Raw genomic sequence first — 12,555 nt, forward strand, 5'->3', positions numbered from 1 at the left:
GCGCCGCGTCCTGTCCGCCAGCCTGGCTCTCGTGCTGGTGGTGCCGGCGTACGGGTGATGGGGGGTGGGGAGTAGGTGGCCGCTTCTGGGTGGGCGGTTACGACAGTGGTGATTCGGCTGGTCACCGCTGCCACCTGGGCTTGGGCGGCGCCTACGAAGGCGTTGCGGTCGGCGACCAGGGTGTCGATGTCGGCGCGGGACAGGCCGAGTCGGCCGTCCGCTGCCAGGCGGTCGAAGAGGTCGTTCTCCGGTGAGCCCTTCTCGCGCATCGCCAGGGCCACCGCCACGGCGTGCTCCTTGATCACCTCGTGGGCGACCTCCCGGCCGACGCCCCGCCGGACCGCCGCGACCAGGATCTTCGTGGTGGCCAGGAACGGTAGGAAGCGCTCCAGCTCCCGGTTGATCACCGCGGGGTACGAGCCGAACTCGTCGAGCACTGTGAGGAACGTCTGGAACAGCCCGTCGGCGGCGAAGAACGCGTCCGGCAGTGCCACCCGGCGGACCACCGAGCAGGACACGTCCCCCTCGTTCCACTGGTCACCGGCCAGCTCGCCGACCATCGACAGGTAACCCCGAATGATCACGGCGAAGCCGTTCACCCGCTCCGAGGAGCGGGTGTTCATCTTGTGCGGCATCGCACTGGAACCGACCTGACCCGGCTTGAAGCCCTCGGTCGCCAACTCCTGACCGACCATCAACCGGATCGTGGTGGCCAGCGACGACGGCGCGGCGGCCGTCTGGGCCAGCGCGGCCAGCACGTCGAAGTCGAGCGAGCGCGGGTAGACCTGCCCGACGCTGTCCAGCACCCGGGAGAAGCCCAGGTGCTCGGCGACCCGTCGCTCCAGCTCGGCCACCTTGTCGGCGTCGCCGTCGAAGAGGTCGAGCTGATCGGCGGCCGTGCCGACCGGTCCCTTGATCCCCCGCAGCGGGTAGCGGGCGATCAGCTCCTCCAGCCGCTCGTACGCGATAAGCAGCTCCTCCGCCGCCGACGCGAAGCGCTTGCCCAGCGTGGTGGCCTGCGCCGCCACGTTGTGCGAACGGCCGGTCATGACCAGCTCGGAGTGCTCGTGGGCCAGCCAGGCCAACCGGGCCAGGGTGGCCACCACCCGGTCGCGGATCAGCTCCAGTGAGGCGCGCACCTGGAGCTGCTCGACGTTCTCGGTGAGGTCCCGAGAGGTCATCCCCTTGTGCACGTGCTCGTGCCCGGCGAGCGCGCTGAACTCCTCGATCCGGGCCTTCACGTCATGCCTGGTGACCCGCTCCCGCTCGGCGATCGAGGCGAGGTCGACCTGGTCGAGCACCCGCTCGTACGCCTCGACAACGCCGTCCGGCACCGGCACGCCCAGGTCGCGCTGAGCGCGGAGAACGGCGAGCCAGAGCCGCCGCTCCATCCGTACCTTCTCCTCCGGGGACCAGAGGGCGACCAGTTCGGGCGAGGCGTACCGGTTGGCCAGCACGTTGGGGATCGTCGTCACGTGCCTCATTCTCTCCTACCCGGCGGGTCGCCCATCCGCGAGGCCACTACCGATGCCGGTGGGACAGGTTGGCCGTTTTGTCACCCGGGGCGGTGCGTTACCCGCCGGTATCGGATCATGGCTCCATCTGATCTCCGGCGAAGCCGAATCCACCCTTCACGACAGAGGGCATGCATGCGTAAAAGATCCCTCGCCGGCCTCACCGCGATCGCGGTGACCGGCGGCACCCTGCTGGCCACCGGCGCACCCGCCCAGGCAGACGACCCTGTGATTCTGTACGTCAAGCAGGCCGATGCGAACTGCTCCGACCAGGGGCCCGGCACCGAGGCCGATCCGTTCTGCACGATCGGTGCAGCAGCCGCCGTGGTGACCGCCGGCGGGACGGTTTGGGTCGACGGCGGCACCTACGCCGAGCGCGTCACCCTCACCAGCTCCGGCACACCGGAACTGCCGATCTCCTTCGTCGCCAAGACTCCTCGCACCCCGGTGACGCTCGTCGGTCCGAACGCGGGGCTGGTCGTCGACGGCCAGCACGACATCTATATCCAGGAAATCAATGTCAGTGGGTCTGCCGACGTGCCCGCCCTCGATCTGCGGAACGCCTCGAACGTAGTGGTCGCGGGCGGCAGATTCACCATGGCGAACGTCGCCACCGCGCCCGCCATCCGACTCGCCAATGCGACGTGGACATGGCTGGATGGCCTCATCGCCACCGGAGCGGCGCTCGCCGACGGATTGACGATGGATGCCTCCACCAGCGACGTGCGCGTTAGCAACACGCTGGTGTCGACCGCCCCGAACCACGTCGCCGCCGATAACGGCGTGGGCATTCGAGTCGACGGGCCGCGCAGCACGATAGTTAACGGCGATGTCGCCGGCTTCTCCGGAGCTGCCATCTCGGTGGGCCCTGCCGCCGCCGGGACGGTGATCGCCAACAACCGGATCCTGGGCGGGATCGGATACGGCATCCACAACCGCGGAGCCGTGGGCACTGACATCGCCAACAACGACATCCAGGACCGTTGCGTGGGCGGCGTCCGGGTCGACGGGGCGTCGTCCCAGGTCTCGGTACAGAACAACGTGCTCCGCAACAACGGCGCCTTCAACCAGGGCTACTGCGATCCGCAGGCCCCCGAGGGTGCCGAGATCGGGGTCTACGACGCGGCGCCGAGCGGCACGGTGATCGATTACAACAACACCTGGCATCAGTCCGCGTCCGCGACCGGCTACTCGTGGAACGGAACCAGGATGGGTCTCACCCAGTTCCGCACCGTCTCCGGGCAGGCCACACACGATCGGTACACGTCCTCTGTCCGGGACAACGTCGACTCGGCGAACTCGACGGCACCTGGCTACCAGGAGCTTGACACCAGCGGAAAGCCACGCCGGGACGATCCGGCCGTGGCGAACACCGGCGCAGGCCCGATCGCGTACGCCGACCGTGGCACTACGGAGTCCATCAAATACCCGGTGTCGTCCTTCGACGCCACTGTGGACCTCGCCACGAGCACTGTCAGGGTGGACGCCTCGGCCTCGACGCCGGGCTTCGTGCCGATCGATAGTTACGAGTTCCGTTGGGGCGACGGCACCTCCTACACGAGCCAGTCCGGTCCGATCGCCACGCACAAATACGCCAAGCCGGGCACCTATGACGTCACCGTTGTCCCCAGGGGCAGCGACGGCCTGGTCGGCAGCAGCACCGAGCAGGTCAGCGTGCTGCGGCGGACCGCTTCCGTGGGCCTGCTCGCGATGTCCAACCGTCGCTACGTGGGTACGTCCGCGCCGGTTCTCCTGCCGAACCAGGTCGGGTTGACCGCCTCCGCGCAGTACGACCTGGCGGACGCCGGCAACGGGCAGGTGGCCCTCGTCGCGCGGGCCAACGGCCGCTACGTCACGCAGTCGGCCAACGAAGCACTCAACGCCGAGAGTCAGGTGGTCGGCGCCTTTGAGAAGTTCACTGTCGTCCGCAACAGTGACGGCACCGTCAGCCTCAAGGCGAGCAACAACCTGTACGTCACCGCGGACGCCAGCGGCACCATCTCGATGAGCGCCAGCCGGTCCACCATCGGCGCCTGGGAGAAGTTCGCCCAGGTCCCGGTCGCCGACGCGAACAGGTCACTGAAGGCCAGCGTGAACGGCCGTTTCGTGATTGCCGACGGTGCCGGTGTGAAGCCGCTGATCGCGAGCGCGGCGACCGCCGGTAGCTGGGAGCGATTCGACTTCGCCGACCTCGGTAACGGTCAGATCGCTCTCTTCGCCCGCGCCAACAGCCGTTTCGTGTCCGCCGACGGCGCAGGCACCAAGCCGCTGATCGCGAACGGCCCGGCCGTCAGCACCTGGGAACGGTTCACCGTGGTCCGCAACAGCGACGGCACTGTCAGCTTCAAGGCCGGCATCAACAACAAGTACGTCAGCGCCGACGGCGCGGGCAGCAAGCCACTGATCGCCAACGGCCCGGCCATCAGCACCTGGGAGAGGTTCACCCTCGGCTGAGCCAGATCACCACCTCGACGCCCGCCAGACCGTCCGGTCTGGCGGGCGTCGTCGCGTACGAGCCAGCGGAGCTTGTCAGAGGGTGACGGAGGCGATCGGGCGACCTTGCCGGCAACGGGCCACCCAATGAAGAGATCACGAACTTCTCGTTGCACATCGCTCAGATCGGTACATCAACGACGATCGCGGCCGGGGCCACACGTCCCAATACCGCATGATCATCTTCGTACTCCGGATCCCTCTCCTTGAGGACACTCATGCGCGCACCGCTTCTCGCTGGTCTCGCCACCGTCATCCTGACGGGCGGAACCCTTGGCGTCACCGTCCCGGCCCAGGCCAATGACCTGACAATCCTGTACGTCCGGCAGGCGGCGACCGACTGTTCCGACCAGAACGCCGGCACCCTCGCCCAACCTCTCTGTTCGATCGGGGCCGCTGCGGCGATCGTCACCGGCGGGCAGACCGTCGACATCGGTGCCGGCAGCTACCGCGAACGCGTCACGGTGAGAACCTCCGGCACCCCGCAGCAGCCGGTCGTATTCGTCGGCACCTCGGCGAGTCTGGTCGGGGAGAATTCTGGTTTCGTCATCGACGGCCAGCACGACATCGTGCTCCAGAATATCCAGGTCAACGGATTGGGCGACCTGCCCGCCGTCGACGCCCACGACGTCTCGGGCATCACGATCCGCGGTGGCCGCTACTCGTTGAACAGCTCCTCAGCAACACCCGTGGTCCGATTCGCGGCGGTGACCAGGTCAAGCCTGACGCAGACGAGCATCGTCTCGGGGAAGGCCGCCACCTCTGGGGTGACAATGGACGCCGCGAGCAGCGGCGTGAACATCTCAGGCACGACCGTGTCGGGCAACGTCAACCGTTCCCTTGACGTACCCAGCGTGGGGATCCGGATCGACGGGCCCGGCAACACGGTCATCGGAAGCAGCATCGGCGGTTTCACCGCAACGGCTGTCGTCCTGGGGACCGGTGCGGCAGGCACTGTGGTGGCCAACAACGTGGTCACCGCCGGAGCCGGCCGCGGCATCCACAACAACGGGGCCACCGGCACCGCGATCACCAGCAACAGCATCAAGCAGCGCTGCCTCGACGGCATCCGGGTCGACGGGGCCTCTTCCGGAGTCTCCATCCAGAACAACGTGCTCGATTCCAACGGCTTCGCCGGACGGGTCGGGTGCGACCCGAAGGCTCTCGATGGTGTCGAGATCGGGATCTACGGTGACGCTGTCGGCCGGACGGTGGTCAACTACAACAACGTGCACCACCATCGCACCGACTCCTACGCCTGGGGCACTCCGACCAGCCTCGCCGGGTTCCGGGCGGCATCCGGCCAGGCCGCTAACGATCGGGAGACGGAACAACAGCGGGACAACTACGATTCGGCGAACTCCGCGGCACCCGGGTTCCAGAAACTGGACCGGACCGGCACCCCGCGCGTGGATGACCCTGCGGTGCCGAACACCGGCGCCGGCCCGGTCACCTTCGCCGACCGGGGCGCGGTGGAGACGATCCGGCCTCCGGTGGCCTCCTTCGACGTCACGCTCAGCCTCGCGCCGCAGAAGGTAACTGTGGACGCGTCCGCCTCCACCCCGGGCTTGAATCCGATCAAGTCCTACGAGTTCACGTTCGGCGATGGCAGCGTCGTCACTCAGTCGAGCCCGGTGGTTGCGCACACCTACGCCAACCCGGGCAACTACAGCCTGTGGATCAAGGTCACCGGGACCGATGGGCAGTCGGCGACCAGCTCTCAACCGATCAGCGTGCTCTACCCGACCTCGACAGTGGGTCTGCTCACCATGTCCAACCGTCGCTACATCGACGCGGGCAACGCCACCACCGGCCTTCGGGCGAACCAGCTCCGGCTGGGCGCCACCGCGCAGTTCGATGTCGTGACGGCCGGCAACCACCAGGTCGCGCTCTTCTCTCGCAGCACCGGCCGATACCTCGCCATCGGAACCGCCGACCCGACGGCGATGACCGCGACGAGTCAATCGGTGGGAGCCCGGGAGACATTCACCGTCGCGAAGAACACTGATGGCAGCATCAGTCTCAAGGCGAGCACAGGTCAGTACGTCACTGCCGATCCGAGCGGCACCGTCCCGCTGACGGCGAGCCGGCCCACGATCAGCACTTGGGAGAAATTCCTCCAGGTGTCGACCACTGACACGAACAAGTCGTTGATGGCCCGGGTGAACGGGCGCTACGTCAGCGCCGACGGCGCCGGTTCAAAGCCGCTGATCGCGTCCGCCCGGACCGCCAGCACCTGGGAGCGGTTCGACCTCGTGGACCTCGGCTCCGGGACGGTCGCCCTGCTCGCGCACGTCAACAACCGCTTCGTTTCCGCCGATGGCGTCGGCACCAAACCGATGATCGCCGCCGCCCCGGCGGTCGGCAGCTGGGAAATGTTCTATCTCACGCGCAGCGCCAGCGGCACGGTGAGCTTCCAGGCCGCCATCAACGGCCGTTACGCCAGCGCCGACGGCGCCGGTTCAAAGCCACTGATCACGAACGGCCCGGCCATCAGCACCTGGGAGACGTTCACCCTCGGTTGATCCACATCACACGATCGGCGCCCGCCAGACCCTCGGGTCCGGCGGGCGCCGTCGTGCGGAGGCCCAGTCAGCGCAGCTCGTAGACCGTGACGCTGCCGGAGACGAGGTGTACCTCCGCCAGATCGGCCAGCGCGGGCGACACCTCGCCGGCCCGGGTGTCGGCGAACAGCCAACGGACCCGGTAGTCGGCGCGCAGCCGGTCCAGGTCGGTCGCTGTGGGTGCTCGGAACACCCTCTCGTTCAGCGCGAACCGGGTCGGGTCCGGCGGATCCTGCCGTACGTAGCCGAGACCCCGCCGTCCGTTGGCCGCAAGGGCGGCGTCGGTGTAACCCCAGCTCTCCACCACCGTTCGGTGCCCACCCAGTCCGGTCACCCAGTAGGCGCGGGCGTCGCAGTGCGCAGTGGTCGGCACCGGTCGGCAGTGCACGTTGGTGGCCACCACGTCGTCGTCCGCGGCGTGCTCGTCCAGCCACAACGCGGCCCGCATCTCCGCTGCCGTCACAGTGGACGGCTGCGCGACCGACGCGGGCAACCCAGGTGCGACCTGGACGTCCCGGACGGCACCGTCGACGCCCCGGGCGACGCTCGCGCCCAGCAGCGCCGCCGTGACGCCGGCCAGCGCCACCGCCACGGTCCGTCGCCGCCCGCCGCCGCCCCGGCGACCCAGCAGCGCACGGACTCCGACCGCGACGAGCGCGCCCAGCAGGAGTAGGACCGCGAGCCGCAGGTACGACCGGCCGAGGACGCCCATCCAACCCCCCATGGTCGCGGCCGGCCGGGGCATCATGGGCACAAGGAGATACGAGGCCACGCCGAGCACCGCCGCGGACACCGCCACCGGCCACGGCGGCCGGACGAGGGTGAGCAGCCACACGGTCAGCACGGCACCGAACGGGAGCACGTCCAGCCAGAAGTAGACCTGGCTCAGCGACGGATGGTGCAGGGTCCAGATGCCGCCCGCGCCAGCGAGCACCGCGCCCGACAGCAGCCAGGGTGCCGGATCGGCACGGCGTGGCCCGGCGAGGACCAGCATGCCGATCAGCCGGGGCAACTGCACCAGCAGCCACCAGCCGAGCAGGACGAACGTCAGCAGCCAACCGGACGCCCCAGCCCTGCTCAGACCGAACGGCAGCAGCCCGCCGCCGCGCACCCCGTCGCCCGCGCCGATGGTCTCCCGGTACTGCGGCATCGCGTGCAGGAACGCGAACGCCTGTGGGGCCAGGGTGCCCGCTCCGCCTCCGGCGAAGAGGAGATAGCCGACGCCCATCGGCACCACGAGGCAGATCAGGGTCCCGAGCGCCGGCCAGGGCACCCGCCGTCGCTTCTGCCACCAGGTGGCGGCGACGGCCACGGCGACGCCGGCGATCAGCGGCGGCAGCGCGCTGGACTTGGCGCCGGCACAGGCCAGCCCGAGTGCCGGCAGCAGCGCCCAGGCCACGCCCAGCGGCCGCCCGCGTACGGCATCGACGCAGATGCCGGCGAGCAGCACCAGCAGCGGCAGGACGTACGTCTGTGACGGGCTGGAGAAGGAGAACGCGAAGGCGCCGTCCGCGATGGCCGAGTTGACGGCCACCGGCATGCCGAGGCCGGCCGCCGCGCCCGCCACCGGACCCGCCCACCAGCGGCCGGTCAGGTCCCGGGCCAGGCCGGCGGTGACCAGCACGCTGACGATGGCAACCGGCGCCAGCCACAGCCGGAGCAAAACCGTCGCGGGTGGAATACCGGTGATCATGCTGCCGGCGGCCATGTGCGCGTCGGACAGGTAGTGGTAGCGCAGCGGCTCGCCGGCCAGCTGCGGCAGCTGGAAGGGCAGGTCCCGGGTCAGCTCCTGGACCAGCGACAGGTGGTAGAGCAGATCCTGGTAGTAGCTGTGGTTCACCGGCGGGAGCGGCACCAGACGCCACTGCGCGACGGCCCACAGCAGCACGAGTAGCAACACCGCGACCACGGACCAGTGCCAGGCGAGGGGAAGCGGCCGGCGGGCCCCGACCCGCCAGTGCCGACGTAGCCGGGGAACTGCCAGGAAGGCCAACACCAGGGGCACTGGCCACCACCGCAGCAGGTGCTGCTGACCGGTGGCAGCCGCGGCGACCCAGGCGCCGATTTCGAGGAGCAGGCCGGTGGCCGCGCCGTACCCCAGGTCCTCAGGCAGGTTGCCGCGGCCACCGCGTACCGCCCGGTGCACCAGGGTGCCGGGTAACACCACTGCCAACGACCAGTAGGTCACGTAGCGGAGCACGTCGGCGGCGGGCACGTCGGTGTACGACCAGGCGGCCGGCAACGCGGCGAGGAGCACCGACCAGGGCAGGGCCGCGACACCGGCGGACCGGAGCGACCGGGCGGGTCGTCGGTCTAAGTGCGGCGCGGGTGCTGGGGCCTGTCGTTCCACCAGCCCGAGCGAGTCAGCCACGGGCGCTACCCACCGGCGCGGCGGGAAACGGGGGGGTCAGCTCGGTTTCCGCCGAGTCGGCACCGACGTGGTACGTCGGTCGACCCTGCACTGTCGCGTAGATCCGCCCGACGTACTCACCGAGCAGGCCGAGACAGACCAGTTGCACGCCACCGAGGAGCAGGACCGCCACGAAGGTCGACGTCCAGCCCGGGATGGTCAGACCACGCAGGTACGCCACGACGCCGAACCCGATGAGGCCGAGACAGGCCAGGAAGCTGATCGCACCTAGCCAGGTGGCGAGACGCAGCGGCGCCGCGGAGAAGTTGGCGACGCTGTCCCAGGCGAGCGCGATCATCCGGGGCAGCGGATATTTCGTCTCGCCCGCCGCCCGAACCTCCCGGGAGTAGCGCACCTCCGCGCTGGCGAAGCCGAGCGCGGGTACCAGTAGCCGGTAGACCGGCGTGCGTTCGGGCAGCTGACGCAGGGTCTCGATCACCTCCCGGCTGACCAGCCGGAAGTCGCCGGCCTGGGCGGGCACCTCGGCGCCGACGAGCCGGCGCATCAGTTGGTAGTAGAGCTGCGCGGTGCGCCGTTTGAACACGGTGTCCGTGCTGCGGTCGGCTCGTACGCCGTACACCACATCGACGCCCTACTCACGGGCCACCCGCAGCATCTCGGCGACCGTCTCCGGCGGGTCCTGGAGGTCGGCGTCCAGGCTGACCACCCACTGCCCACGGGCGCGGTACAGCCCGGCGGTCAACGCCGCCTGGTGTCCACTGTTGCGGCGCAACTGGAGCAGGCGCAGTTGCGGCCAGCTCCGCGCATGGGTGAAGAGCACCGAGACTGTGTCGTCCCGGCTGCCGTCGTCGACGGCCACCACCTCGTACTCGACGCTGAGCGCGTCGAGCACCGGACGTAGCCGGGCGATCAGGGCCGGGATGACCGCGGCCTCGTTGTACATCGGAATGACGACAGACAGCACCAACACTTACCGGCCCCGTTCCGGACGCAGGTGTCATCGAACGCACCTCGTTCGGGGGTGCGGACGGTCACCGTTACCCGACAACCTCACGGGCTGTCGGCCACCCGTTGAACAGGACGTGAACGTCTATCCGCCGGCCACTTCGATCCGCTGCGACCAGGACGATCACGCGGCGGGTGGCCGTTTTGTCACCCGGGTCAACGCCGCGGCTGTTGATCATGCAAGATCGCCTTATCTGACTCCCGGCGTCGCCGGTTCCTCCTCATCTTCGAGGCCCGCATGCGTAAATCCTCCTTCGCCGCTTTCGCGACAGTCGTACTGACCGGCGGCGCCCTGGTGGGCACCGCGCTGCCCGCCCAGGCGGACGCTCCGACGACGCTCTACGTCCGGCAGAACCTCGCCACCGGCTGCTCCGACCAGTTCCCGGGGACCTTGGCGCAGCCGTTCTGCACCATCAGCGCCGCGGCAGCGATCGTCACCGGCGGGCAGACCGTCGACATCGGCGGCGGTGTCTACATGGAGCGAGTCAGCGTCACCTCGTCCGGCACTCCGCAACAGCCGATCGTGTTCGCGAGCAGCTCCACCTCCGCCACCCTGAGCGGCGCATCGGCCGGCTTCGTGATCGACGGCCAGCACGATGTGGAGCTTCAGAACATCCGCGTCGTCGGGTCGGGTGACGTGCCGGCCGCGGATGTGCGCAACTCCTCGGGCATCACCATCCGGGGCGGCACCTACGCCCTGCACACTCCCGCGACGTCGCCGGTGATCCGGTTCGCCGGTGTAACCGGCTCGAGCGTGTCGAAGACAAGCGTCACTGGGTTGACCTCCGCCGCCGGCATCACAGTGGACGCCGCAAGCAGTGACGTGGACATCCAGGGAACGACACTGCAGGGCTACGCCAACTACTTCCTTGCCGATGACACGGTCGGTGTCCGGATCGACGGGCCGGGCAACTCGTACGTTGGTGGCCGCATCGACGGCTTCACCAGCGCGGCGCTCGCGCTCGGACCCGCCGCGGCCGGCACCGTGGTGGCCAACAACGTGATTTCCGGGGGTGGCGGCCACGGCGTGCACAACAACGGGGCCACCGGCACGGCGATCACCAACAACACCATCAGGGACCGCTGCCGCGACGGCATCCGCGTCGACGGAGCATCGTCCGGCGTTTCCGTGCAGAACAACGTGCTGATCGCGAACGGCTACTTCAACCAGGGCTACTGCGAGCCGGCGTTCCTCGACGGTGTCGAGATCGGCGTCTACGGTGGGGCCGTCGGGAAGACGGTGGTCGACTACAACAACGCCCACCACTACTACAACGACTCACCGCAGATCTACGCCTGGAACACCCGGATGGGTCTCGCCGCGTTCCGGGCCGCCTCCGGCCAGGCCGCGCACGACCGCGAGACGGGACAGGCCCGGGACGACATCGACTCGGCGAACTCGGCGGCCCCCGGTTACCCGACCCTCGACCACGCCGGCTCGCCGCGCGTCGACGACCCGACCGTGCCGAACACCGGCGCCGGCCCGGTCACGTACGCCGACCGTGGAACCGTGGAGACTGTCCGAAGCCCTGTGGTGTCGTTCGACGTCGCCCTCAACATCCAGGCGCGCTCGGTGAGCGTGAACGCGTCCGCCTCCACCCCCGGTCTCAATCCGATCGCGTCCTACCGGTTCTCGTTCGGTGACGACAGCGTCGTCACCCAGTCCAGCCCGATCGCCTCGCACACGTACGCGAACCCGGGTAGCTACCAAGTCACCGTCACGGTCACTGGCACCGACGGCCGGTCGGATACTCGCCATACTCAGATCAGCATGCTGCGGCCGACCGGGACCGTTGGTCTGCGCGCCCTGTCCAACCGCCGCTACGTGAGTTACCAGACCGGCTTCGGGCTTCGACCGGACCAGGCCGAGCCGAGCACCATTGCCCAGTTCGACCTGGCGGACGCCGGCAACGGCAAGGTCGCCCTCTTCTCCCGGGCGGCCGGTCGCTACGTCGCCATCTCCCAGTTCGACCACGTCACGTTGACCGCGGACAGCGTTCTCGTGGACGTACGCGAAATGTTCACGCTGGTGCGCAACGGCGACGGCACCATCAGCCTCCAGGCCCCCATCACCACCCAGTACGTGACTGCCGACCCCAGCGGTACGCTTGCCATGAGCGCCAGCAGGCCCACCATCGGCACCTGGGAGAAGTTCCTCCAGGTCGTCGCACCGGACGCGAACCGATCCTTGAAGGCCCGGGTCAACGGTCGCTTCGTCAGCGCCGACGGCGCGGGGACCAAGCCGTTGATCGCGAGCGCGGCGACCGCCAGCAGTTGGGAGCGGTTCGACGTGGTGGATCTTGGCAACGGGCAGGTTGGCCTCCTCGCCCGCGTCAACAACCGTTTCGTGTCCGCCGCCGGCGCAGGCGCCAAGCCGCTGATCGCGGGCGCATCGACGGCCGGCAGCTGGGAGCGGTTCACAATGGTCCGCAGCAGCGACGGCACTGTCAGTTTCAAGGCCGCCGTCAACAACAAGTACGTCAGCGCCGACGGCGCAGGATCCAAGCCGCTGATCGCCAACGGCCCAACCATCAGCACCTGGGAGAGGTTCACCCTCGGCTGAGCCCAACCGCACTGTCGACCTCCCCCACCCCCGCTGGTGCGGCTG

At 69.0% G+C, this 12,555-nt stretch carries 7 protein-coding genes; 3 read left to right on the plus strand and 4 right to left on the minus strand.

Annotation, left to right across the window (positions count from 1 at the left end; all coding sequences use genetic code 11):
* On the minus strand, positions 1-1,475 hold a 1,475-nt coding region (gene purB, locus AB0C20_RS31100; RefSeq protein ID WP_357569309.1), incomplete at its 3' end, for an adenylosuccinate lyase.
* A gap of 174 nt (positions 1,476-1,649) precedes the next feature.
* On the opposite strand from purB, the gene AB0C20_RS31105 reads away from it, so the two are divergent.
* Entirely contained in the window at positions 1,650-3,968 is a 2,319-nt protein-coding gene (locus AB0C20_RS31105; RefSeq protein ID WP_357569310.1) for a PKD domain-containing protein, read from the plus strand.
* Positions 3,969-4,225: 257 nt separating this feature from the next.
* A complete protein-coding gene (locus AB0C20_RS31110; RefSeq protein ID WP_357569311.1) occupies positions 4,226-6,532 on the plus strand; it encodes a PKD domain-containing protein in 2,307 nt (768 codons plus the stop codon).
* Between the two features lie 67 nt (positions 6,533-6,599).
* Here the strand turns inward: AB0C20_RS31110 and AB0C20_RS31115 are convergent, their stop codons facing one another.
* The 3 genes from AB0C20_RS31115 to AB0C20_RS31125 are packed head-to-tail and all read right to left on the minus strand — an operon-like array spanning position 6,600 to position 9,912.
* Complete coding sequence (locus AB0C20_RS31115) at positions 6,600-8,942, minus strand: hypothetical protein (protein WP_357569312.1); 2,343 nt, start codon at positions 8,940-8,942, stop codon at positions 6,600-6,602.
* Positions 8,935-9,525, minus strand: coding sequence for a hypothetical protein (locus AB0C20_RS31120; protein WP_357569313.1), 591 nt, complete (start codon positions 9,523-9,525; stop codon positions 8,935-8,937). The genes AB0C20_RS31115 and AB0C20_RS31120 overlap by 8 nt, the downstream gene beginning before the upstream one ends.
* Positions 9,526-9,573: 48 nt before the next feature.
* On the minus strand, positions 9,574-9,912 hold the full coding sequence (locus tag AB0C20_RS31125) for a glycosyltransferase (protein WP_357569314.1): 339 nt from the start codon (positions 9,910-9,912) through the stop codon (positions 9,574-9,576).
* Positions 9,913-10,185: 273 nt separating this feature from the next.
* Between AB0C20_RS31125 and AB0C20_RS31130 the strand changes: the two genes are divergently transcribed.
* Entirely contained in the window at positions 10,186-12,510 is a 2,325-nt protein-coding gene (locus AB0C20_RS31130; protein WP_357569315.1) for a PKD domain-containing protein, read from the plus strand.
* The last annotated feature ends 45 nt before the right edge of the window (positions 12,511-12,555 follow it).

It is taken from the genome of Micromonospora sp. NPDC048843, from assembly GCF_040649965.1.
Classification (GTDB): Bacteria; Actinomycetota; Actinomycetes; order Mycobacteriales; family Micromonosporaceae; genus Micromonospora; species Micromonospora hortensis.

Bases quoted from the DNA above. Each gene is read 5' to 3' on its own strand.
- AB0C20_RS31105 (WP_357569310.1), top strand. From the start codon at position 1,650: ATGCGTAAAAGATCCCTCGCCGGCCTCACCGCGATCGCGGTGACCGGC.
- AB0C20_RS31110 (WP_357569311.1), top strand. From the start codon at position 4,226: ATGCGCGCACCGCTTCTCGCTGGTCTCGCCACCGTCATCCTGACGGGC.
- AB0C20_RS31130 (WP_357569315.1), top strand. From the start codon at position 10,186: ATGCGTAAATCCTCCTTCGCCGCTTTCGCGACAGTCGTACTGACCGGC.